Origin of the sequence: Metabacillus indicus LMG 22858 (assembly GCF_000708755.2) — a bacterium.
Lineage (GTDB): Bacteria > Bacillota > Bacilli > Bacillales > Bacillaceae > Bacillus_P > Bacillus_P indicus.
In genome coordinates, this window is the sequence record NZ_JGVU02000004.1 from 20114 (window position 1) to 44346 (window position 24233).

General features: G+C 43.9%; 27 protein-coding genes. 3 read left to right on the top strand and 24 right to left on the bottom strand.

All coding sequences use genetic code 11. The features are described from left to right. Positions 1–82: 82 nt before the first annotated feature. Positions 83–796 carry a GntR family transcriptional regulator gene (locus AZ46_RS12645; RefSeq protein WP_029286159.1) on the bottom strand — a complete coding sequence of 238 codons (714 nt, stop codon included), beginning with the start codon at positions 794–796 and terminating at the stop codon, positions 83–85. Between the two features lie 201 nt (positions 797–997). Here AZ46_RS12645 and AZ46_RS12650 point away from each other — a divergent pair, with 201 nt between their 5' ends. Next, positions 998–1483, top strand: a complete 486-nt coding sequence (locus AZ46_RS12650) for a hypothetical protein (RefSeq protein ID WP_029286161.1) — start codon at positions 998–1000, stop codon at positions 1481–1483. Positions 1484–1607: 124 nt separating this feature from the next. Here AZ46_RS12650 and AZ46_RS12655 read toward each other — a convergent pair whose 3' ends face one another. From AZ46_RS12655 to groES, 19 genes are all read right to left on the bottom strand, one after another. After that, complete coding sequence (locus tag AZ46_RS12655) at positions 1608–1934, bottom strand: hypothetical protein (protein ID WP_029286162.1); 327 nt, start codon at positions 1932–1934, stop codon at positions 1608–1610. Positions 1935–2356: 422 nt separating this feature from the next. Further along, positions 2357–2710: a DUF1048 domain-containing protein gene (locus tag AZ46_RS12660; RefSeq protein WP_029286164.1), complete on the bottom strand. Its 354-nt coding sequence runs from the start codon at positions 2708–2710 to the stop codon at positions 2357–2359. A gap of 35 nt (positions 2711–2745) precedes the next feature. Then, positions 2746–3066 carry a PadR family transcriptional regulator gene (locus AZ46_RS12665; protein ID WP_029286166.1) on the bottom strand — a complete coding sequence of 107 codons (321 nt, stop codon included), beginning with the start codon at positions 3064–3066 and terminating at the stop codon, positions 2746–2748. Between the two features lie 199 nt (positions 3067–3265). Continuing rightward, positions 3266–3991, bottom strand: coding sequence for a twin-arginine translocase subunit TatC (tatC, locus tag AZ46_RS12670; RefSeq protein WP_029286168.1), 726 nt, complete (start codon positions 3989–3991; stop codon positions 3266–3268). Positions 3992–4059: 68 nt separating this feature from the next. Continuing rightward, positions 4060–4266 (bottom strand): twin-arginine translocase TatA/TatE family subunit, encoded by a 207-nt coding sequence (locus tag AZ46_RS12675; protein ID WP_029286170.1) that lies wholly within the window; start codon positions 4264–4266, stop codon positions 4060–4062. A gap of 19 nt (positions 4267–4285) precedes the next feature. Beyond that, on the bottom strand, positions 4286–6172 hold the full coding sequence (locus AZ46_RS12680; protein ID WP_051865532.1) for an alkaline phosphatase D family protein: 1887 nt from the start codon (positions 6170–6172) through the stop codon (positions 4286–4288). Positions 6173–6576: 404 nt separating this feature from the next. Further along, the gene (locus AZ46_RS12685) at positions 6577–7209 is read right to left on the bottom strand and encodes a YesL family protein (protein ID WP_029286174.1); all 633 of its coding nucleotides are present in this window, start codon (positions 7207–7209) and stop codon (positions 6577–6579) included. Next, positions 7209–7706: a hypothetical protein gene (locus AZ46_RS12690; RefSeq protein WP_029286176.1), complete on the bottom strand. Its 498-nt coding sequence runs from the start codon at positions 7704–7706 to the stop codon at positions 7209–7211. Before AZ46_RS12690 ends, AZ46_RS12685 begins: the two co-directional genes overlap by 1 nt. Before the next feature lie 76 nt (positions 7707–7782). Further along, the gene (locus tag AZ46_RS12695) at positions 7783–9072 is read right to left on the bottom strand and encodes an ABC transporter substrate-binding protein (protein ID WP_051865535.1); all 1290 of its coding nucleotides are present in this window, start codon (positions 9070–9072) and stop codon (positions 7783–7785) included. A 110-nt stretch (positions 9073–9182) separates the two neighbouring features. Continuing rightward, positions 9183–10766, bottom strand: coding sequence for a response regulator (locus AZ46_RS12700; RefSeq protein ID WP_029286179.1), 1584 nt, complete (start codon positions 10764–10766; stop codon positions 9183–9185). Then, complete coding sequence (locus AZ46_RS12705; protein ID WP_029286181.1) at positions 10741–12510, bottom strand: cache domain-containing sensor histidine kinase; 1770 nt, start codon at positions 12508–12510, stop codon at positions 10741–10743. Before AZ46_RS12705 ends, AZ46_RS12700 begins: the two co-directional genes overlap by 26 nt. An 88-nt stretch (positions 12511–12598) precedes the next feature. After that, positions 12599–13435, bottom strand: coding sequence for a carbohydrate ABC transporter permease (locus tag AZ46_RS12710; protein ID WP_029286184.1), 837 nt, complete (start codon positions 13433–13435; stop codon positions 12599–12601). Further along, complete coding sequence (locus AZ46_RS12715) at positions 13435–14394, bottom strand: carbohydrate ABC transporter permease (protein ID WP_051865537.1); 960 nt, start codon at positions 14392–14394, stop codon at positions 13435–13437. Before AZ46_RS12715 ends, AZ46_RS12710 begins: the two co-directional genes overlap by 1 nt. Before the next feature lie 35 nt (positions 14395–14429). Then, on the bottom strand, positions 14430–15518 hold the full coding sequence (locus AZ46_RS12720) for a Gfo/Idh/MocA family protein (protein WP_029286188.1): 1089 nt from the start codon (positions 15516–15518) through the stop codon (positions 14430–14432). Between the two features lie 13 nt (positions 15519–15531). Continuing rightward, the gene (locus AZ46_RS12725; RefSeq protein ID WP_029286190.1) at positions 15532–16689 is read right to left on the bottom strand and encodes a Gfo/Idh/MocA family protein; all 1158 of its coding nucleotides are present in this window, start codon (positions 16687–16689) and stop codon (positions 15532–15534) included. A 206-nt stretch (positions 16690–16895) separates the two neighbouring features. Further along, positions 16896–17192: a hypothetical protein gene (locus tag AZ46_RS12730; RefSeq protein ID WP_029286191.1), complete on the bottom strand. Its 297-nt coding sequence runs from the start codon at positions 17190–17192 to the stop codon at positions 16896–16898. A gap of 287 nt (positions 17193–17479) precedes the next feature. Further along, positions 17480–18520, bottom strand: coding sequence for an NAD(P)-dependent alcohol dehydrogenase (locus AZ46_RS12735; RefSeq protein ID WP_029286193.1), 1041 nt, complete (start codon positions 18518–18520; stop codon positions 17480–17482). Positions 18521–18849: 329 nt separating this feature from the next. Then, entirely contained in the window at positions 18850–20478 is a 1629-nt protein-coding gene (groL, locus tag AZ46_RS12740) for a chaperonin GroEL (RefSeq protein ID WP_029286195.1), read from the bottom strand. A 42-nt stretch (positions 20479–20520) separates the two neighbouring features. Continuing rightward, positions 20521–20805 carry a co-chaperone GroES gene (groES, locus tag AZ46_RS12745; protein ID WP_029286198.1) on the bottom strand — a complete coding sequence of 95 codons (285 nt, stop codon included), beginning with the start codon at positions 20803–20805 and terminating at the stop codon, positions 20521–20523. Between the two features lie 279 nt (positions 20806–21084). Here groES and AZ46_RS12750 point away from each other — a divergent pair, with 279 nt between their 5' ends. Next, a complete protein-coding gene (locus AZ46_RS12750; RefSeq protein ID WP_029286200.1) occupies positions 21085–21819 on the top strand; it encodes a CPBP family intramembrane glutamic endopeptidase in 735 nt (244 codons plus the stop codon). A gap of 2 nt (positions 21820–21821) precedes the next feature. Beyond that, positions 21822–22022: a YdiK family protein gene (locus AZ46_RS12755; RefSeq protein ID WP_029286202.1), complete on the top strand. Its 201-nt coding sequence runs from the start codon at positions 21822–21824 to the stop codon at positions 22020–22022. Positions 22023–22034: 12 nt separating this feature from the next. Here AZ46_RS12755 and tatC (AZ46_RS12760) read toward each other — a convergent pair whose 3' ends face one another. The 4 genes from tatC (AZ46_RS12760) to moaC are packed head-to-tail and all read right to left on the bottom strand — an operon-like array spanning position 22035 to position 24153. Next, the gene (gene tatC, locus AZ46_RS12760) at positions 22035–22784 is read right to left on the bottom strand and encodes a twin-arginine translocase subunit TatC (RefSeq protein ID WP_029286204.1); all 750 of its coding nucleotides are present in this window, start codon (positions 22782–22784) and stop codon (positions 22035–22037) included. Between the two features lie 18 nt (positions 22785–22802). Then, positions 22803–22982, bottom strand: a complete 180-nt coding sequence (locus tag AZ46_RS12765; protein ID WP_029286206.1) for a twin-arginine translocase TatA/TatE family subunit — start codon at positions 22980–22982, stop codon at positions 22803–22805. Between the two features lie 17 nt (positions 22983–22999). Beyond that, positions 23000–23641 carry a redox-sensing transcriptional repressor Rex gene (locus tag AZ46_RS12770; RefSeq protein WP_029286208.1) on the bottom strand — a complete coding sequence of 214 codons (642 nt, stop codon included), beginning with the start codon at positions 23639–23641 and terminating at the stop codon, positions 23000–23002. Further along, positions 23638–24153 (bottom strand): cyclic pyranopterin monophosphate synthase MoaC, encoded by a 516-nt coding sequence (gene moaC, locus AZ46_RS12775; protein WP_029286210.1) that lies wholly within the window; start codon positions 24151–24153, stop codon positions 23638–23640. Before moaC ends, AZ46_RS12770 begins: the two co-directional genes overlap by 4 nt. Between the last annotated feature and the right edge of the window lie 80 nt (positions 24154–24233).

Below are 24233 nucleotides of genomic sequence, written 5' to 3' on the forward strand. Positions count from 1 at the left end.
AACTTATAATAACTTACTAGATTTCAAATGTAAACCCTTTTTTAGCTCACAAAAAAAAGAGAGCTCTCAGCCCTCTTCACACTTAACTCCCTTTCATATTCGATACTTTCAGCAATTTCACATGTTTGAAATGATGCACGGACTGTGAATAATCAAAGATTGCGCCGTTTGTTAAACAAACCGTATTATCCACAACCAGTGCCGGATCATTGGCTTTTAACCCGAGTAAATCAGCCTGCTCAGACGTGAGATAGTCCGCACCGATAATTCTGTCTGCAAAGCCAATCGCAAGCTTCTGGTCATTTCTCAAGTAATTATAAATGGATTTCTTCACGATATTTTCATCAAGATATTTCACAAGATCTTTGTTGAAGTAAGAGGTTTCAATCGAAAAAGGGTCTCCATCAACATATCGCAGCCTTTTCACATAATAAATAGAGGTTCCGGCTTTGCAGCCCATATTGACTGCAAGGTCCTCACCTGCTTCTATCAGCTTAAAATCAAGAAGTTTGTTCTCTACAAGGCGGTCACTGAAATCGTTCGTTACCCCCTGCAGTCTTTCAAGATTAACGTGCCCTCTGTTGTGATGGTTGCGGATAAACACACCGCTGCCCTGAACTTGATACACATATCCTTTATTAACAAGAATATCGATTGCTTTACGGACAGTGTTGCGGCTGACCTGATATTTTACGGCATATTCATCTTCCGTCAGCAATTTATTTGTTTTCTGATAAACATGATGGATAATATCTGACTCTATCTGGCCGGCCACTTGAAGATACTTTGGAGCCATTCTGTTCGACACCTCTCTATATATACTAAAAACTAGAAATGATTATAGCTGAAAATATTGTAAACGAATTCATAAAAATATCATACATAAATTTTTAAGAGAATCAATCCTGATGTTTTGCCTCAGGGTAGGCATCCGCCCACTCATTTAGGTGTCTGCCCGCATAACGTACATAAGCGTACGAAGGATGGAGGCTTATCCATGAAAAACTTTTATGCGTTTCAGGGACTCGTCACAGCTATCAGTGATTTTAACACAGGACAAAGCGGCGAAGGCTGCTTCAAAGTATTCACTGTAGAAAATCAATCGGGCTCGACTGTAAACTTCATTGTGTCACCTGCCACTTATTTTGTCGACCATGCCATGGTATCAACAGGAGATTTTGTGACGGGATATTATGACGGAAATGCACCGGTCCCCCTCATCTATCCGCCCCAATATCAGGCGCTGGTGATGGTAAAAGAAAGCCAGAATCAAAATGTGAAAGTATCGTATTTCAATAATCAGCTTGTGAGCAGCGACGGACAGCTCAAACTGAATCTGTCACCTTTTACACAAGTTTTACTGACAAACGGCCAGGCTTTTACGAGCAATCCGGCTAACCGTGATCTTGCTGTGATTTACGGGGCCGCAACGAAAAGCATTCCTGCTCAGACTGTGCCTTACAGGGTGATTGTGCTTTGCTGATTTTAATGGAAAAAGGCCCATTCTTTGCTTCAGCAGAGAATGAGCTTTTTTAATTCAGGGATATATAAGGCAGAATTTCATGCAGGGGTGCTAAGAGGATTTCTGAGTGAGGATATCATGAGGCCTAACTAAAACAAACCCTTACATTTCCTTCTTTTTCTGCCGCTGACATACATATAGATAAAAAGTCCTGTATTTGTTTGATTTCCCACTTAACGAATTCACTTTCCGGTATTTTATTGATTTTCCAGAACTTCTGATATTCGTTCAACGCTTTCTCCATCTGCTGCATGGAAAACGACGAGCTGCTGCCTGTTCCGCTTACTCCTCCGTTATATTCGTCAGCATCCAGCACACCATAAACGATGGACGCGTGTCCATTGCCCATGCTGAAGCGAAGGTAGGCGATCTCTTCTCCTGCCTGATTGTAACCGCAAATATCGTGACCCATAAATTGTCCTCCTTTAAGATTAAATGGTGATAAGAATACAATTCCTGAGAAAATTTAAACATTCGTTTACAAATAGATTCACCTCCTTTTTTAAAGGGAATTTCAACATAAATCAATCATTAGAAAAGTTCACACTGAGAGGATTTTCTGAAGAATGACAGGGGTATTTGAATAGGATAAAAGACTCATTCCTTTCTTTTCAATCATTACATTTCCTCCAGGTTCAGTCAATATACAACAAGGAAATTTACCTTAATTTTACAAAGCTGCAGCTTTTTCTGATTAAAAGGCTGCCCATCCAAATGAACAGCCAAGCCTAAGATACGCAGCCTCTATTTAGTCAGATCTAGTATTAAGTAATACTTACTACTCTAGCAAAAAATAGTTGAACAGCATAAACGTCCATGAAACCAGCTGTTCTATTATTTATTGAATTTCTCTTTTCCCAATCGCTTCATGATGCTCTGATTCAAGTTTTCGCGGTGTTGAGCCGTGTACGTTCTGGCGGTTGCCACCAGGTCATCCGCAAATGCTGCCACGTCTTCCCCTGTGATTTCAAGCACTTGTCTGCCTTCTGCTGCTCCGCTTTCGAACAGTTCGATCAGCTCATACTGGATATGCAGCATATCCATGCCGCTCCCTGAAGAAAAACTCCACATGTACCCTTGAATTTTCTTAAAAACAAACTGATAATCCTCCGGAAGAGCCTCAACCCGTGCCATCATCGTTCTGTATTCTTTCTTATCGCCAATTACTTTTCTAACCCATTCCATCATGGTGTTTTTCCTCCTTTTTATTGATAGACAACCTGCTAATTGGACTTTAAACTGTTGATTTTTGCGGATACAAAATCCCATTTTTTCCAGAACAGGCCAAGTTCCTCCCGGCCAGCCTCATTAAGTGTGTAAAATTTCCTGGGAGGGCCCATATCCGACGGCTTTTTCTCAATGTTTACCAAGTTCTTCTTTTCCAGTCTCACAAGGATCGTGTAGACTGTCCCTTCCACCACTTCCGTAAAACCAAGTTCATTCAGACGGCGGGTAATCTCATAGCCATACGTTTCATGCCGGCTGATGATTTCCAGCACGCAGCCCTCAAGGGAACCCTTGAGCATTTCTGTTAAGTTTTCTATGGTGAGAACCTCCTTTATCATGTATGACTTCATTCGATTCTATTCAGTAACACTTATTACTTATATATAGTATTACTAAGTAGTGGAGGTTTCAACTTTTTTAAAAAAATTTCGCCTGTATATATATTCATTCTAAAAAGAAGCTCCCCGCAAGTTTTAGCAACTTACTGGAAGCCTTCTTTTTTGTACCTTTATTCAGTCAAACACTCTCAGATACTAGTTTTACAGCTTTCTTCTGCGCACGCCACGCACAGAGCCAGATACTGATTTCGTACAGCAGGAACATCGGAATGAGCACGAACAGCTGGGATACGAAATCTGGCGGCGTAATGAGAGCCGACAGGACAACCAGTCCAAAGTAGACGTATTTACGGTATTTTCTCATAAAAACAGGAGTTAACAGCCCAAGCTCCGTCAGGAATAAAACGACAGCCGGCAATTCAAAGAGCAGCCCCAGCGGCAGGATGATCTGGAATAAAAACCGGAAGTATTTCTCAGCCGTGAACATCGTTTCAAACATCCCGTCCGATAGGGACACAATAAACTCAAACACCATCGGAAAAACTAAAAAGTAGCCAAACGCAACCCCGCTCACAAATAAAAGGAATAACAGTGGAATGAACATCAAAGCTGCCGTCCGTTCCACCGGCTTCAATGCTGGTTTTATGAATGCCCACACCTGATAGGTGATCAGCGGAATACAGCACGCAAACGCACAAATACTTGCGAGCGTAAAATAAATCCAAAGAATATCAGAAGGTCCAAGCACCGTCAACTCAAGTTCTGCGTCATTAAGAATCCAGCGGTAAATGTGCTCTACACTTAAAAAACCGGCTATTAATAAAACCGCATAGGCCACAGCCACGGTGATAATCCGCTTCCGCAATTCCATCAAATGATTCTGGATAAACTCCTGTTGTGTCATCTTCACCCCTCCATCTTAGAAAAAAGGGACCTGCCGTTCGACCAGCCAAGTCCCTTCCTTTTCTGCTCTTAAGATTCCCGTTGTACAGCAGCCGTTTCTTCTGTCTTCGCTTTCTTCGGCTCTTCATCTGACATCAGGTCTTTCGTGCCTTTCTTGAACTCTCGCAGAGTTACCCCGAAAGAACGTCCGATTTCAGGCAGTTTTGAAGGCCCGAATACAATCAATGCAATGATCACAATTAAAATCAGTCCTGGAATTCCGATATTTTGCAGCATGGTTACGCCCTCCTGTTTTTTAAAGTATACTTCCTTCTAAAACGTTTATTTTCACTTCGCCGTTTGGAACTTCACATTGCCACAGCAGCTTTTTAGTCGCTTCCGGCTTTTCAATATTATCGACCGAGTAAGCAGTCCAAGTTGCTTTTGTCTTGCTGAGCTGCAGCACGGCATATCCGTGAGTTGTGCTGTCAAATAAATCGATCCATGGATTTTCGATTTTCACGATATTCTGAAGCTCTTTAAAAAGCAGCTCTGCCGTAAAAGTGGTAACGCTGCTGAATTTCCCTTTTAACAGTTTCACCAGCTCATCAGCTGCGTCCATCGGTATTGGACTCGAAACATCAGGTATTGAGTTCATGGAGTTGCGAAGGGATTCTCGTAAGTTACTTGATGTGACGGAACCAACCATCAGCTCCACCCCGTACTTTTCACCGCCGCGCTTATACTCATTTTGCATGTAAGATGCTTCAAACGTGTGGAAATCACCTGTCAGCGCAAGGAAGTTTTTGATTCCATTGTCTAAAACCGTTTGGGCAATCTGCTGTCTTTCATAAGCGTAGCCATCCCAAGCATCGAGGTTCAGATATCTCCCCAGCGCTTTCAATTGTGTCACTTGCACTTCATTGCCCCAGATCTTCCACGTTCCTTTGGCATTTTTCAGCTCATTTAAGAACCACTCTTTCTGGGTTTTCCCAAGCATCGTACGGCTGGAAAGGTTAATATCCTCGCACCCGCCTGCCAGGTAACGGTCCAGCGTGCCTTGTCCGCAAGGGTGTGCACTTCTGTATAGCCGCTCATCCGTCATGATAATCGATGCAAGATTTCCGAACGTAATGGTGCGGTAGATTTTAACGGAATCCTCAAACGTTCCATTTGGATTGTAAGGGACACGGGCCGGAATGTATTCAAACCAGACCTGATTCGCAACGAGGCGGCGGGCCGGGTCGGAGTCCGGATTATCATCAGGTGCGACTGCAGGATAGTGCGTGTCGTTGGCAAACTCATGGTCATCCCAGATTCCAATCATGGCATGCTTTTCATGAAGCTTTTGCAGGTCCTTGTCCGAACGGTACGTCTGGTACAGCTTGCGGTAGTCCCCAATCGTGAACGCCTTGCTCTGACCGCTCGGCAGTTTAATTTGGCGACCGTCAATATTCCCCTGGTAGGCAGCGTCGCCGACCGACTCATAAATGTAGTCTCCGAGATGCAGGAAAAAGTCCATTTCCTCATCCGCCATGTAGCCTAGCGCATTAAAGTAGCCATTAGTGTAATCCTGGCACGACACATACCCGATGGATGCTGACTGAACATCCGCTCCTTCTGCCGGCAGTGTCTTGAAACGGGCCGTCTTACTGACAAGTCCGCTTTTCGTAATGAACCGGTAATAATACGTCTGACTGGAAGCAAGCTCACCATCCAAGTCGACACGCACAACATGGTCATGGTCCTTCCAGATCGGAGAGAAGCCTCTCATTTCCACTTCAGAAAAATCTTCTTTTTTACTTATCTCAAACATAATGAATTTACCTTGATTAATGCCATCTTCTAAAGAAACATCGTTTGCAGCTTCATTTTCAAGCCAGTAAATGACTTCACTGGAGAATTCCTTATTCGTTAAACCAGTCTCCAAAGAAGGATCAACCCTTGTCCAAAGCATCGCACCGGTCGGCGTCGGATCACCTGACGCAACAGACTGCGGGAATCCTTTCCCAATTGCTTGTGATGCTGCATAAGGCTGAACCGCCGTTGCCGCTTCCGCACGGGAAACCATCGACGTCAAGCGGGAAATTCCCGACGTCTCGAGTGCCATAACCGCAGATCCTGCCAGAAAATACTTCAGGAACGTCCTGCGTGATTTATCGTAATTACTGCCTGATTGATGCTGATCATGATTCTTGTCCAAGGTAATTCCTCCTTCAAGATGTCTTCACCCATGATTCTACCGGCTCAATTTAAAGGCAGTAATAAGGACTTATTACAAGGCGTTTATAAGAATGTAAAGGGGAGGTAAAAAGCGTTGAAGGATTTGGGCGGGATGGAAAATAGAGGTTTTTTAAGGGTATTAATAGAAATAAATGGCTCTAGAACTAAAAATAGTTCAATAGAAAAAGAACGCCTCTTTTAAACGAGCCCTTCTTTCTCTAATAAATGTATTCATATTGTTTCTTTAAAATCTCATGAATCTATACGTATAAATGATGCCAATATGTTCAGTGGAACGTAAGGTATTTCTCGTAACTATGTAATGACACTTAGTTTTATTTGCTGTAGTCATTTCGGCACCCACAGTGTGCAAGTGAACAACAATTAAGATGAAGTCCCCTGACAAAAAGTTTCACTTTTTAAATTTAAAACATCATATAATACTAAATTAAGCAGCGCCAGCAAACTCCCACCGAACAAAACAACTAGTCCAGGATGTATAAGAAACAGCAGCAGGATCGACAGAATGGACGTCATGATAACCAGTAACGTTTTAAATGGTGATGTTGCACCTCTTATCAATCCGTCCTTCAACTTCTGGAGAAGACTCCACTCATCAGGATAGGAAGAGGACACATAATTCATTCCCAAAACGATAGCCACTGTAATCAATTGAATGGTGAAAAGTTTACCAAGGGTGTGCATAGCCGAATAGCCGGCTAAGAAGAATTTTAAATCAATCACTAACAGCATTCCAAGTATCAAAAAAAGGAATGATGCGAGAATATCGCTACTCCACTCTTTTTTGTATTCCTTCCAGAAACTTGCCGCGACGTTGAACGTCTCCTGTTTGCGGGTCCATCTTCTCAGAATGCTGTACATGGCTTTGGTCGCTGGAACCCAGCCTAAAAATACGGCTCCCAAACAGGTGAAGAATATCCATAACAGATTTAGATAAGCAAGCTTTACCATCCAATCCATCAACCTGTACAGTGCATTGTCTGTGGGCATTTGCATCATCTATTCCTCCTGTTCAGAAGTTTTCCCAATACTTCCATGCTGTTTTCTTTTTGGTCGCTAAAACTTGGTACAAAGGCAGCTAAGGTCTGCTGATTCTGGTTATAGGGGATAAGTCCCGACGGAAGGGAGGCACCGAAATGCTCCTGTCCATTCCTATACTCCTCCACATCAGAGGCCCCGGCAAGCTTCCCCAAGGACTCAAGACCGCTTTTCCCTGCCAGACTCTTTACGTATTCTGTGTCTGCCATATACAGGTCACCGTCCTGTTGAGCTAGAAGAACGGCAAATTTTTCTTTGGAGAGCGGGTGTAGCTCTACATTTAAGGGAGAATCTGCGGCCCTTTGCTGCAGCTCTTTTTCCACTTCTTCTTGATAGGCAGGATGGATGTCAGAGAAAATAAGAATTCTCACTGCATCTTCTTTGCTTTCCTGTTGACATCCCGCCAGTAAAAGAATGAACACCATTACCAGTAAAATAAGTCCGCAGCGTGCCATGACAACCTCCCTCTGATATCATCCTTTTTCGAAGATTTAGCCTTATAAAAAGAGAGGTGATTACCCTCTCTTCACATTAATTAATCATATCCTCAAAAACTTGTTTTAGTTGCTCGTATGCCGCTTCAGGCTCTATTTGACCAAAGGACAGCTCTTCCCCAACTTGTCTGTACCCGTTGTTCTGGAAGTCTCCCCATCCTTTTGGACCGCCATTGAATGTCTGGGCATCCGGTGCTGTTTCTTCAATTAAAGTTAACTGAGACAGCTGAGATTGTTCGAAGCTTTCTTTCATGGTATCCAAGATGGTTTTGGAAACAGGTATTCCACGAGAAACGCCAAGAATTTCCGCTGCTTCTGGATCATTGATGAAGAAGTCTATGAACTTTTGCGCTTCTTCTTTGTTCTTGGAATGTTCACTTACCGACCAGAACATCGAAGGCTTCAGATAGCCTCCAGCGTCCTTGCTCATAGGGGCTTTTACAAGTGCAAACGTATTCGGCTGCACACTGTCATAGCTTGGAAATTGAGCAGCAAAAGATTGTTTGATCAGGACCGTATTGTTTAAAAGCAAATCCTGTTTTGGATCATATTCCTGTTCTGATACTGTTACGTCCGGTGGTGTCACCACTCCAAGCTCACGAAGCTCCTTGAACGTGTTGACCCATTCCAGCCATGTTTGTTTATCAATATTGAAGGAACCGTCCTCTTTGGAAAGATGACCTTTTCCTTTACTTAACTGATACATTTCGTAGATAGAGGCATCAAATGTGAAATCTCTAAGCACATATTTTCCTTCCTCGAGCTTTGGCTGTATTTCTTTTGCCATATTGAAAAGGTCATCCCATGTCCATCCGGATTCAGGAAGTGAAACGCCTAGTTTCTCGAAAGCGGATTTATTGTATACCATTCCATATGCATTGTTCCCCAGTGCAACCGCATATAGCTTGTCATTGTATTTCCCGGAATCCACCAGTGACTCATCCACATCTCCGGTATTCACTTTATCCAGCTCTGCAAGCTGGTTTCGGGTCGCATATTCCTGTAAATATTGGGCATCCATCTGGATGATATCCGGTGCATTTTTGGCAGCAGATTGCGTAGCCAGCTTATCCCAGTATCCATCCCAGCCGGAATATTCCATTTCAAACGTAATATCTGGATTCTTTTTTTTATAGAGTTCCAGTACTTTAATGGTGGCATCATGTCTTTCCTGAGATCCCCACCAAACAATGCGGAGCTTGCTGCTGGAGCCCTTTTCATCACTTGAGCTAGCACTATTGCTGCTTGCACTGCACGCTGCCAGACTTACCAATAATAAAGAAGCCATCAACAATACTAGCCATTTCTTGACTTTATTTTTCCTCAAAGTCCATCCATCCCCCTTAATGAAATGTTTTGCTTGAACCAATTATAAAGCGCTTTCAATCGTGTTTATATAAGAGGAATGCACAATTCATTTTAAAAATGAACAATTATCTATTTCTTTAGCAGATCTGTCGGATTGACTCCCATGTATTTTTTAAAGAGGGAACTGAAATATGGCGTATTTTTGAAACCCACCTTTTCTGCAATCTCATAGATCAGCAGATTCCCTTCCAGAATCATCTGCTTCGCCTTTTCCATTCTCACCTTGGTCAAATAATAATTAAAGGAATGCCCTGTCGCTTTCTTAAAGATTTGGCTCAAATAATTTCTGGAGATGAATACCTGCTCGCTAAGTTCATTCAGCGTGATATTCTGTTCATAATTTTCATAGATATATTGAATCATGTAATCCACGGCTTGTTTATGCCTTCTATTTTCCTTGTCATTCAGCTCCTGATATTCCTGTACATTCAAGATGATCCGGCTCAGCCATTCTTGAAACTGCTCTTCGTTCTCAAGATTCTCTATCTGTCTTTCAATCTGTTTTTCCTCAAATATCTCCGTATACTTGATTCCATTATCGTGGAGACTGAATGTCGTGATGATCCAGGCTTCTTTCCCTATCCTCTTCCAATGATAGAATAAGTACCGTTTCTCCTCTTTGCATTCTTCAACAAATTTTTTCAATACGCTGAGCGTGGATTCAAATTGGTTATGTTTTATCGTTTCCGAAATCTCCTGGTAGAAGGAAACAGGTCTGGTAAATTCCATAGCATTCACCAGGTTCTCCATGTCTTCTGCCAATTCACTGTAACTCCTGATTCTGCGAGGATTCGCCTCTTCTTCTGCAGCCCTTAATGCTTCCTCTGTGGAAAGACTGATTTCCCGCCAATCATCCACCACTTTGCCAATGCCGATAACGGCGGCATCAGGCAGCTCACCCAGCAGGCACTCGGCGAAACTACGTGCTTCTCCCATACAGGCTTCTGCAGCTGCTGCATGATCAAACTTTAATAATACTGCCGTGTAGCGGATGCTTAATTCCACGAGGTCCATTCTTACAATGGACGAATCATGATTGTTCTTGAACTTTTCCACCAGGTGCTCTATATCACGATTATCTGAATCATTTACATCAAAGGACAATACAACCACCTGATGCTTATAGTTCTCAAGCTGCAGGCTTTCTTTTTGTTCCTCTATAAACATAGGGTCTTCCATTCCCACCACGATAGATTTCATCCAAACGGATTCATATAGAGCTTGGTAATACTCCAGCTGCCTGGTGAGATTCTGGTGCAGCGTCTGGCTGCTCTGCTCCTCTTCTAATTCTTTTATGACGCCATTTAAGACGGTTTCGATGGTGTCTATACTCACCGGCTTTGATAAATAATCATGAACGTTCAGCCTCAGGGCTGTTCGTGCATATTCGAAATCGGAATACCCGCTGAGAATGATCACTTTACCTTCAAAGCCCATGTCCCGGCACTCTTGCAGCATCTCCATGCCATTCATGATGGGCATATAGATATCGGTGATGACGATGTCTGGCTCGTGCTCCTTAATCAGCTTTAACCCTTCTTCCCCGTCCGCCCCTTCACCTGCACAGGAAACGGAGAGCCGTTCCCATGGAATCGCTTTTTTCATGATGCGCAGAATTTGCCTGTCATCATCGATTATCACTGCTTTCCACATCTTCAAGCCCTCCAATCATTTCAGGAATACGTATTTTAGGTATTTTGATTACGGCAATCGTCCCTTTATCCGGTTCACTTTTTATATCAAGCGAATAATTGTTTCCAAAATAGACTTCCAATCTCTCTTTTACATTCTTGATTCCATAGCCGCCGCTTGTTTTCTTCATCTGCTGGTTTTCTTCCTGGTTAAACCCTTTTCCATTATCCTTGATGAAAATATATAAATGGTTATGAAGGTCACACAGCCTGATTTCGATGCGTCCATGGTCCCGGTTGTGAAAGCCATGAATGATGCTGTTCTCCACAAATGGCTGAAGCGTCAGTTTCGGTATATAGCTGCTAAGGTAAGCTTCTTCCACATGGATCGAATATTGCAGGCTTTTTCCTAATCGTATCTGCTGAATTTGAAGATAGGATTTTATATGGTGGATTTCATCATGGATTGGAATAAAGCTTTCCCCTTTGGATAAGCCGATGCGCAGCATTCTGCCGGTCAATTCCAGCACTTTGCTGATTTTTGGCTGGTCCGCCTCAATTGCCATCCAGTTCAGCTGATCGAGTGTGTTATATAAAAAGTGCGGATTAATGTTAGCCTGTAAGGTTTCGACCTCTGCCTTGCGCTTTTTCTTATATTCCGTTTCCAGGTCTCCATAAAGTTTATAGATTCTATGTATTAAACTCTTATATCGCATGAATAGGGAACCAAATTCATTATGATAATCCTCCGGCAGGTTTGCATCTTTGTCATCAAGGGAGAAATTCTCCATCCGGTTCAATAGGATGTGAAGCGGTTTTGTGAACTGCCTGGAAATGTGATAGTTGATGAGAATCGCGATTCCGAGGGCAGCTAAACCGATGCTGATCAGGATGCCGGACAGCTGGATACTGCCCATTGCCACATCCTCCCACGGTGTGACCTCAATTAAAATCCATTCCGATCCGAAAAGCCTCGACCAGACGACAAAATGATCCTCATATTTAACGGAGCCTTCTTTATTCAAATTCACGGCGGCATTCCCTTTAAGTTCATCGAGAATGGCCAGATGGCTTCCTCCATCAAGATTCCCCACAAAGGTGATGGGTGTATCGGATGAGTCAATCAAAAGCCGGTTAACATGAGTCTGTTCATCAATCATCATGTTCTGGAATTTATCAGCTTTGATGTTAACGACGATGACGGCCCGTGCTTTCTGGTTTCCGTCATACACCTTTCTTGCATAGCTGACAACATCAATCTTCCCCTGAAGGGAATCAATCCTGTGCTTCATCAGCCAGGAAGCATCCGCGTCCTTCAAAGGGGCAAGCGAGTTTTCGGCTGTATACTCCTCCATTGTAAAATAATGAATCGGACCGGTCCTATCCTTCAGGGGCTGCTGCTCAAGAAAGACGTGAATCGAATCAATCAGAGGCACACTGAAAGCGATATTGAAAAAGGATTTATTGATTTGGAGAATGTCACGATAGGCCTCATATTCGTTTTGATCCCCGCGGATATATGCCTGAAGGTCACTGTTCCTTGACATTGCCAGTGTAACCTCTTCAATGGCTTTCTTTTGCAATGCGATCTTTTCATTCTTTTCTCTTAACAGCTTCTGCTGATAATAGGTTGTATTCTCTTTCATTTGATTCAGAGAAACCGTATAGCTGACAAAGGCAATAATAAAGAGAAGAAGTGCGATAAATAGAGAAAAAGTGATAAAAAAAGCTTTGTGGATGGGATATTGCTTGAATGGATTTTTCATAGTTCTCCCTACTTTCTATCTCTAGTAAAGATTACCATAATAAGAAAGAGAAAAGGCCGCCATATCGCCTTTTCTCTCTATAAATCCCTTATCCTTTCAGACCTGTTGTCGCAACACCTTCCACGATATGACGCTGCGCGAAGAAGAAAATGAGTATGGCCGGAAGGATGGAGACAAGGGACATCGCAAACAGCTGTCCCCAAGGCACCGCTGAATTGGAATCGACAAACATCTTCAGTGCCAGCCCGACCGTGTATTTATCGACAGAATTGATATAAATCAAGTGGCCAAGGAAGTCATCCCAATTCCATAGAAAACAATAGATTCCTACAGTGACCAGAGGCGGCTTCATCAGAGGAAGGATGATTCTGCAATAGATCCCAAACCACGAACATCCATCCATCTTCGCAGCTTCATCCAGCTCTTTTGGAATGCCGCGTATAAACTGAACAAGCAGGAAGATGAAAAACGACCCGCCGATTCCGCCAGCCAATAGATGCGGAACAATGAACGGCAAATACGTATTAACCCAGCCAAATGCATTGAATAGATCATACTGCGGTACAAGCGTAATCTGACTTGGCAGCATCAGGGTAATTAATACGATGGCAAACCAGAAATTACGCAGAGGAAAATCCAATCTCGCAAAAGCGAACGCCACCAGGCTGCAGGAGATCAGTGTTGTAAACAATACAGCCAGAATAAGTACAAACGTATTCACATAGAAATGGGTGAACGTAAAGCCAGGTATCGCCGTCCATCCTTCCGTGAAATTGGAAAAAATGAGTGTGTCCGGGAAAATGCTGATGGAGTTCATCTCTTCATTGGATTTGAATGCCGCTCCCACCCACCAGATGATTGGATATACCATGAATACACTTATACTGATTAATACAAGATGACTGATCCAGCTCTTCTTTTTCATCAGCCTTTACCTCCTTCTGTCTGATAAAACACCCAGAACCTGGAAGTTAAAAAGATGACTGCGGTGAAAATGGCGATGATAATCAAGAGAATCCATGCCAGTGCGGACGCATAGCCCATCTCGAAACCGGCAAAAGCCTTCTGATAAAGGTAAAGGGCAAACATAAATGTAGACTCGACCGGTCCCCCTTTTGTAATAACAAATGCCTGCGTGAACATCTGGAATGATCCAATCGTTTGCAGCACCAGGTTGAAAAGGATGACCGGCGACAGCATTGGCAGAGTAATCTTGAAGAACTGTTTCACCTTGGACGCTCCGTCAATTGCAGATGCCTCATACAGCTCCGGAGAAATCTGCTTTAAGCCTGCAAGAAAAATCACCATGGAGGAACCGAACTGCCAAACCACCAGAAGAATCAGCGTACTTAAAGCTGTATCAGGATTGCCAATCCAGTTCTCACCCTTTATGCCGAATAGTGCAAGAAATCCGTTCACCATACCTTCCCTTCCAAAGATGTTTCTCCAAAGGATTGCCACTGCAACACTCGTTCCGATCAATGAAGGCAAATAGATCATCGTCCGGTAGATCGACATTCCTCTCATCTTTTGATTGAGGAACATCGCCATCAGCAAGGCGGAGATTAATTTAAGCGGCACGGAAATGATCACAAACAGAACGGTAATGGTCAAGGATTTATAAAAAAGCCTGTCTTCTGTAAAGATTTTTGTATAGTTCTCCACCCCGACCCAGTTCGGGGCTTCCAATAACGAATAGTCTGTAAAAGAAAAATAGAGTGATTGAACCATAGGGTAGAGCGTTAATAGAAAGAACCCAATCAGCCATGGAGAAAGAAACGCATAGCCTGCAAAAGGAGTCTCCCATCTCCTGCTTTTTTTCGACTTCAACACGATTGGCTGATGCCGGCTGGTAGTGATGACGCTTTCATTTATAGGTTTCATAAATCCTCCTTCTGTTTGACAGCGGGCAGCCGTTTTCAGATTTTACTTGCTTCAGGTGTCAGGAACATGGCCTGCTCTTGTGCTTTTAAACAAAGTTCCGATGCTTTGAATACATGCTCCTGCGTCATGGCCGTTTCTGTCCTGTTGATGCAGTCGAGAATCAGCTGACCAAAAAACGGGAAGCCAATTTTTCCTGCGACATCGAAATACTGCTCGCCTTGCTTATTCACTAAATACACATGGTCGGTCGTACTGGATCTTGCGACATCGACATACTTTCTGATTTCGATCGTCCCTTCCGTTCCGGTGATGAACGTTCTTCCATCCCCCCATGTGCTCAGGCCGTCGGGTGTCAGCCAGTCGACCCGGAAGTATTGAGTTGCGCCATTATCTCCTACCAGAGTGGCATCTCCATAATCTTCAAGCTCCGGGTATTCGGGGTTATTATAGTTTCCTGCTTTGCTATGCAGCACCTTGGCATCCTTACAGCCTGCATAAAATAGAAACTGTTCAATTTGATGGCTGCCGATATCACACAAAATGCCGCCATATTGCTCCTTATTGAAAAACCATGCCGGCCTGCTTGCTGCGTTCAATCGGTGCGGACCAAATCCCGTCACCTGAACGACTTTCCCAATGGCCTGCTGTTGTATCAGCTCTCCAGCGAAAACGGCCCCTTCCACGTGCAGACGCTCACTGAAATAAACCATATATTTCTGCTTCGTTTTGGCAGCCACCCTCTTTGTCTCCTCTAGTTGAGACAGGGCAGTAAACGGAGTTTTATCAGTAAAATAATCCTTTCCGGCTTCCATCACCTTATTTCCTAATGAACTTCTCTCTGATGGGATTGCCGCAGCAGCTATCAAAGCAACCGATTCATCCTCCAGAACCTGCTCGAGCGATTGTGCCGCTTGTACGGTCGGAAAAGCCTTTATAAATGCTTCCACTTTTTCAGGATCCGGGTCATACACCCATTTCAAGGTGGCTCCCGCTTCCACCAGGCCGTTGCACATGCCATAGATATGCCCGTGATCGAGCGCTACCGCCGAGATAAAGAACTCATTCTCCCCTACAACCGGATTCGGCTTTCCTTTTGGGGCATATGTCATTCCATCCTTCACCATTTTCCCACTCCCCTTAATGTGTTCCTTGAACATCCAGTATCACGTTCTTCACAGTCTTTTTTGTAAAAGTGGAACCTTGTATCTTTTCCTGCAGCTTCTCATAATACAAATCCGCGTCCAACGGCAGTGTCACTGCTTCTTTCATCCAGGAGGAGAGATAAATGGCATTGCTGATTTCAAGGCCCTTCACCCCTTCTTCCCCTGGTGAGAGCAAGGGAGCGCCATTCAGGACCGCATCCGTCCAGTTCTGGATGATGCCCTTATGCTCTGTACTCTCCCCATAAACCGGCACCTCTATCTTCCAGCATTCCGGCTCCCCAAAGCCCCCCGTAAAGGTGGCATTGAACTCCCTTTCCGATTGGGTCAACCTATAAAAAAGCAGCTGATCGTTTTCGACCACGAGCTTGCCCCTGTCCCCTGCAATTTCAAAGCGATTCGTTCCAGGCGCCTCACCGGTCGAAGTAATGAACACACCCGTCGCACCGTTCTCATACTCCACAAAAGCGGTCACTTCATCCTCCACTTCAATATCATGGTTCTTTCCTTCCTTACAGAACGCCTGAACCTTCACCGGCATCAGTCCGGTCGTCCACTGCCACAGGTCGATCTGATGCGGGGCCTGATTCAGTAGCACACCGCCGCCTTCTCCAGACCAGGTAGCCCGCCAGTCACTAGAATCATAATAGCTTTGAGAGCGGTACCAATTTGTCACAATCCAATTGGTGCGCTTAATTTCACCAATTTCCCCAGCCTGAATCAGAGCTCTCAGCTTCTGATAAAGAGGGCTCGTCCGCTGATTGTACATCAGGCTGAACACCTTCCCGCTTTCTTTGGCAGCCTCGTTCATTTCAAGAACATTCCTTGTATAAACTCCTGCCGGTTTTTCAAGAAGGACATGGAGACCTTTTGAAAAAGCCTTTAGTGCGAGCTCAGGATGACTGTAGTGAGGTGTTGCGATAATGACACCATCCATGTCAGCCTCATTGAAGAATTTATCTACATCAGTGAAGCAATCGATCTCAGCTGAGCCTCTGTACAAGCTCAGCCGTTCCTCCCTGCCATCACACACCGCAGTTACGGCAGCACCGGCAATTTCCTTATTGAGTAACCTTTGAATATGGGATGTTCCCATGTTTCCGATTCCGATGACGCCTATTTTAAATAGGTTCATTTCTGTTCACCTCTGTCTAGGAATTTGATCTTTTCCTAATTATAGAAAGTTTTATTTTTTATGGATATGGGGGAGATGCACAAATCGTTTTAATATTCATCTAAGTTAAAGCAGAATGAGGACATCCCATCTTTTGCAATAGGGAAATATAACGAAAGATCTTTAATAACAAAAAAGCCACTTTCCCATGTACAGGAAGTGGCTTATCATTTGTAAAATAAATGCCTTTTGGCAGTTCTAATAAATTCTTCTCCAAAATCATACGGAAGATATCTTAAACTGTTTTCGTGGACTAAAGCTTCAATTTCATTCCATTTTTCACTATCTATTTTGGTATAAACCTTTTCCAATTCCAAAATTTCATGTCTTAATTTCTCTATTACCCACTCTTTCTCAGAATCCAAGATATCAATAAATCTCTCATCTAAGTTACCTTCAAAAGATTGATTATAGTAACAATCGAAAAAAAATTTTAACCATTCATACTCTTCATTGATATTCATAATTCATGCTCCTTTTTATTATTTTCTTGAATATGCCATGACAGAATAAATTCAGTTTCTGAATTACTGTCTTTTAAACCTGCACAAAAAACTATGAAAATCTTTGGCTAGATTAGATCCACCTATGTATATCCCTTACCTATTTAATAAAACATTTTATGCGTGAAGTTTAACGCAGGAATCTAAAGCTATAGGTTAAAGCATTTGGAGAAAAATAAAAAGGGTTTCCCAAAATTGAATTTTTGGAAACCCTGAATATAACCTTTATTGCTTTCCTTTTTGGCACTTCACATTGTGCTGATATCAATGACAAAACGATACTTCACATCTGAATTCAATACACGGTCGTATGCTTCGTTAATTTGATCGGCTGAAATCACTTCAATTTCAGGGCCAATCTTATGTTCTGCACAGAAGTTCAGCATCTCCTGTGTTTCACGGATCCCTCCAATTAATGATCCCGCAAACGAACGGCGATGACCAATCAGAGAGAATACGTTTAGTGACAGCGGCTCTGCAGGTGCACCGACGTTTACCAGGCTGCCGTCAAGTGCAAGAAGGGAAAGATAATCATCCAGCTTCAATTTGGCACTCACCGTGTTAATAATCAGGTCAAACGTACCGGCAAGCTTTTCAAACGTCTCCGGATCACTTGTGGCATAGTAATCAGCGGCTCCAAACCGCATGCCGTCTTCTTTTTTCTTAAGGGATTGGGAAAGCACCGTCACTTCCGCTCCCATAGCGTGTGCAATCTTAACAGCCATATGGCCAAGACCACCGAGACCGACAACCGCTACCTTTTTGCCCGGACCTGCCTTCCAGTGATGCAGCGGAGAAAAGGTCGTAATGCCCGCACAAAGAAGCGGCGCAGCCTGATCAAGCTCAATCTCATCCGGAATGCTCAGCACAAAGTCCTCAACCACAACAATATGAGTAGAATAACCGCCCTGCGTCGGCTCACCGTATTTGTCGACACCGGCATAGGTAGGAACATTTCCTCTCAGACAGTATTGTTCCTCCCCTTGGTGGCAGTTCTCACAATCTCCGCATGAGTCTACCATACATCCGACTCCTACGCGGTCACCGACCTTGTATTTCGTAACCTCGGGCCCTACATCCGTGACAATCCCCGCAATCTCATGGCCCGGGACTAGCGGATAGTTCACCTCTCCCCATTCCCCGTGCGCTGTATGAATGTCAGAATGGCAAATCCCCGCAAATTTAATTTCAATTAATACATCTTTAGTGTCCAGATCGCGACGTTTAATTTCGGCTTCCTTAAATGGCTTGTCCGGCCCGTCAACAGCTCTTGCTTTAGCAGTAATCATTTAAAAACCTCCAGAATGATAGTTTCAGATTAAGAGAAAGCAAAGTATAGAGCACAATACTCTCTATGTTTCTATACCTCTTTTTGCTCTTGTGAAACCATGGTAACTGTTAGAGGTGGCTCTAGGTCAAGTGATGGGGGGTATTTAGTTTTTTAGTTTTTATATGTATACATGCTGTGTTTACCGAGACCTGTAAGTATATTAAATATCAAATTTCATTTAGATCCATAACGACGAAAAATAAAAAAGAGGCTTCCCAAATCCTATTGGGAAACCTCTCATTCTTCTGAAGATAGCAAATTATGCTATCTCAGGTTTTTGGGCAATGATTACATCATGCCGCCCATTCCACCCATACCGCCCATATCAGGCATTGCAGGAGCGTTTTCTTCTGGCTTGTCAGCAACTACTGCTTCAGTAGTTAAGAACATAGCCGCTACAGATGCAGCGTTTTGAAGAGCTGAACGCGTTACTTTTGTCGGGTCAACGATACCGGCTTCGATCATGTTTACCCATGCGCCAGTTGCAGCGTTGAATCCAGTGCCTACTTCAGCATGCTTCAGGCGCTCAACGATAACGGAGCCTTCAAGGCCTGCGTTGTGAGCGATTTGGCGTACTGGCTCTTCAAGTGCGCGAAGAACGATGTTTACGCCTGTAGCGAAGTCGCCTTCTCCTTCAACAGATGCTACTTTGTTGTATACATTCACAAGGGCAGTACCACCGCCTGATACGATACCTTCTTCTACTGCAGCGCGAGTAGAGTTAAGGGCATCTTCAATGCGAAGTTTGCGCTCTTTAAGTTCTGTTTCAGTTGCAGCACCAACTTTGATGACTGCTACACCGCCAGCAAGTTTAGCAAGGCGTTCTTGTAATTTTTCTTTGTCGAACTCAGAAGTTGTTTCTTCTAATTGAGCACGGATTTGTTTTACGCGGCCTGCGATTTTGTCAGACTCGCCAGCGCCTTCAACAATTGTTGTGTTTTCTTTTGTTACAACAACTTTAGAAGCGCGTCCAAGCTGGGAGATGTTCGCTGATTTCAGGTCAAGGCCTAAGTCTTCAGTGATTACTTCTCCGCCTGTAAGAACAGAGATGTCCTCAAGCATTGCTTTGCGGCGGTCGCCGAATCCAGGAGCTTTAACAGCTACTGCATTGAATGTTCCGCGAAGTTTGTTTACTACTAGAGTAGCAAGAGCTTCACCTTCAACATCCTCAGCAATCAATAGTAGAGGCTTGCCTTGCTGTACAACCTGCTCAAGTACAGGAAGGATCTCCTGAATGTTTGTGATTTTTTTGTCAGTGATTAAGATGTATGGGTTGTCTAGGACAGCTTCCATTTTGTCTGAATCAGTAACCATGTATGGAGATGCATATCCGCGGTCGAACTGCATACCTTCAACCACTTCAAGCTCCGTTGTGAAGCCTTTTGATTCTTCGATTGTGATAACGCCGTCGTTGCCAACGCGCTCCATTGCTTCAGCAATCAATTGTCCTACTTCGTCGTCAGCAGCAGAAATCGCAGCTACTTGAGCAATGGATTCTTTGCTTTCGATTGGTTTAGAGATCGCTTTAAGCTCTTCTGTTGCAACAACAACCGCTTTTTCAATTCCTTTGCGGATACCCATTGGGTTAGCGCCTGCAGTTACGTTTTTAAGACCTTCGCGGATCATTGCCTGAGCAAGAACCGTTGCAGTTGTTGTACCGTCTCCCGCTACGTCGTTTGTTTTGCTTGCAACTTCAGCAACAAGCTTTGCACCCATGTTTTCGAATGCATCTTCAAGCTCGATTTCTTTTGCGATGGTTACACCGTCATTTGTGATTAGCGGAGATCCGAATTTTTTCTCAAGAACCACGTTGCGTCCTTTTGGTCCAAGTGTTACTTTTACAGCATTTGCAAGTGCGTCAACTCCGCGCAGCATTGCACGGCGAGCGTCTTCACTGAATTTAATGTCTTTAGCCATAATTTCTTACCTCCTGAAAAGTTTTTTATGATATTTATAAAATTAGCCGATAACTGCTAAAATGTCGCTTTCGCGTAAGATTAAGTATTCAGCACCCTCATACTTCACTTCAGTACCAGAGTATTTTGAGAAGATAATACGATCGCCTTCTGCAACTTCAAGAGCAACACGCTCACCGTTGTCAAGCACACGACCAGTACCTACTGCTACAACTTTGCCCTCTTGCGGCTTTTCTTTCGCGCTGTCCGGCAATACGATTCCGCTGGCAGTCTTTTCTTCAGATTGTACAAGCTCAATTACGACACGATCACCTAATGGCTTTAACAAGTGAAACAACCTCCTCAAATTTCATTGATTTAAATTTTCTTATTTATTAGCACTCAGATGTCTTGAGTGCTAACACAAGTATTATATTATAGAATCTCTCACTCAAATTCAAGTGATAAGTCAAAAAAAATTGAAATCGTCATCAATTACATGTTTCACCGCTCTGAGGCATACCATAAAGGCGTTATCCTCCTACATGCTGCCCTGTTTATGGTACAATAATGCCTAGTTGACACATAAACATATGACCGATAATCGGCGAAAAAAGGAGTCATTCGATTGAAGAAAGAATACTGGCTAATCATTTTGACATACATCGTCATGCAGTTTTCAGGCATTCTTGGCATCCCGCTGCTCCTTAAGCTTGGTGTAGGCGAAGGCGAATCCATGAGAATGGCTCAGATTATGGCATCCGGATACTGGACCGTTTTCAGCTTTGCGGCTGCATTTGTCCTCGTCCTGTTTTTCATGCGCACCCACTTCAGAGACAACAAGGAATTAAGAGGTGACGCGGCTCCGGTAAGTGTGTCCATCCTCTGGGCAGTGGCCGGGGTATTCTTGGCGCTGACTGTGCAGGTTCTCGCAGCGAGCATTGAAACAAGAGTGCTCGGAATTCAGGGAGAATCAGAAAATACACAGATTATCATGGAAGTATTAAAGGTTACGCCTCTTCTAATACTAGTGACATCCATTATTGGACCGATCCTTGAGGAAATCATTTTCAGAAAGATTCTGTTTGGCGCTCTCTATCAGCGCATGAATTTCTTTCTGTCGGCTTTGATCAGTTCAATCGTTTTTGCGCTTGTGCACGGTGAGCCGCAGCATTTGCTGCTGTACGGATCGATGGGTTTTGTGTTTGCCTTCCTGTATATCCGGACAAAGCGCCTGCTCGTTCCGATTTTTGCGCACGTCGCCATGAATACACTGGTCGTGCTGCTGCAGTCAAACCGCGAACAGCTTGAAGAAATGATGAAAAAGGCGGAACAAATGCAATTTATTTTTGGAGGCATGTAAGAATGAGAACAAGCCCGGTATCGATGGGAATTTTCTACTTGGCAATGGGTATCCTGTTCACCTATCTTGCGGTGAACAGCTCGGAAAACGGGCTCTGGTCTTTTCCGACCATCCTGCTGATGCTGATTGCAACGTTTGACCTTGGAGTGGCATTCCGAATGTTCACTCTTTCGTATAAAGTGAAAACGAAGAAAAAAGGGTAATCCGGCAGCGGATTACCCTTCTTTATTTTCTTCCTCAAACTGTGTTTTCTGAGCTTTCCGGTAGGCAAACCTTGAGACGAAAATACTGACTTCATACAAAATGAAAAGCGGCACAGACACCATGAGATGCGAGACAATCTCCGGAGGTGTGATAAGCGCTGCGATCACAAGCAGAACAAAGTATGCGTATTTCCTCACCTTTGACAGGAACATCGGCGTGACAATCCCGAGCCTTGTCAAAAACATGATGACAACCGGCAGCTGAAACAGCAGCCCAAACGGAATGGTCAGCTGAATGAGAAACTGAAAATACTCATTGATCCCGATGACCTGGTTAATATCAAGGTCATTTGAGAGCCGCTCCATAAAATCCACTACGAACGGAAACAGCAGGAAATACGAGAAGCTCAGACCGGCCAAAAACAGTCCGATGCTGATCGGGATATAGCTCAGCGTGACGCGGCGTTCTTTTTCATAGAGCCCCGGGCTGACAAAGGCCCAAAGCTGATAGAGAATGACCGGCGACGTCAGGATAAAGGCGATGATAAAGGTAAACTGCATATAGACCATGATCGGGTCTGTCATGCGGAATGAATTCAGCGTCAAGTTCTCTGCTTCTGTCGTATGCTGCAGATAAATGATGATTGGCTTTGCGAGTAAGAAGCCGGCAATCACAGCGAGAAACAGGAAAAAGACGGTGATGATGATCCTTTTTCTGAGCTCAGCAATGTGATCGACGACCGACATGTCGTTTTGTTTCATAACTGCTTTCATCCTATCTTACTTCTCTTCCTTCTTTTTGTCTTCATCGTCGTCATCAGCTAGGCCTTTTGTGGCTGACTTGAACTCGCGCAGAGAATTCCCTACCGCTTTTCCGAGTTCCGGGAGCTTTTTGGGACCGAAGATTAATAAAGCAGCAAAAACAATCAGCAGCAGACTTCCAAATCCAAGGTTTGGCATAGTTTTCACCTCTTTCTTTATGCGTTCGGATAATGTTTTAAAAAGTAGACGAGCGACTGCAGCTCGACGGCGAGATCGATATGGTGAATTCTGATTTCCTCGGGCACATTCAGCCTTGCCGGCGTGAAGTTCAAAATGCCTTTAATGCCCTTTGCAATCAGTCTGTCTGTAATCGCCTGGGCGGCCTGGGCAGGGACGGTCAAAATCGCGACTGTCACATCCTCAGGCAGGTGCTCTTCCATGTGATCAAGGTGATAGATCGGCACATCGCCGATTTCGGTGCCGATTTTGTTCTCATCCACATCAAATGCAAGTGAGATCAGCGTATTGTTGTTTTTCGTAAAGTTATAATGAAGGAAAGCTGTCCCGAGGTTTCCCACTCCAATCAGCGTAACCTTTGTGACCTCGTCCTGGTCAAGCGTCTTTCTGAAAAAAGACAGCAGGTAATTGACGTTATAGCCGTATCCTTTTTTTCCGAGAGCCCCAAAGTAGGAGAAGTCTCTGCGGATTGTCGCGGAATCGACCTTCACGGCATCGCTCAGTTCAGCCGATGACACCCGCTGCTTCCCTGAAGCATGCAGGTTTTTTAAAAAACGGTAGTATAGAGGCAGGCGTTTTGCAGTCGCCTGCGGAATTTTTGATTGCTCGATGTTGTTCACGTTCTAACCCCCACATTCAAAGATGCAGATTTATCTCTCTTGTAATCCCCATTTTTCCCGCCGGTCTTTTGAGATAAGTACGTTGGACCAATAACAAGGCCCTTGTCTAAAGCCTTGCACATATCATAAACCGTCAGTGCACAGACGGAAGCGGAAGTTAGCGCTTCCATTTCAACACCTGTACTTCCTTTTGTTTTGACTGCAGCGTGTATGACCAGGCGGACTTGTCCATCGTCTTTTTCCCAGTCAAATGAGATATCAATCCCTTTAAGCGGAATCGGGTGGCACATCGGAATGATGTTCCATGTGTTTTTGGCAGCCATGATGCCTGCTACCTGCGCAACAGCAAGAACGTCGCCTTTTTCAAGCTGCTGATGCACGATTTTATCATGCACGTCCGGGCTCATGATGACGCTTGAAATGGCTTCGGCTGTGCGGACTGAATCATTTTTTTCTGATATATCAACCATCCTGGCTCTGCCCTGCTGGTTAAAATGAGTAAAATTTGACATCTTTTTACGCCCCTCATACCTAGACTATACACTATTTTTATAAATCTGTCTTTTTACTTATTGTGACAAATACACGCTTC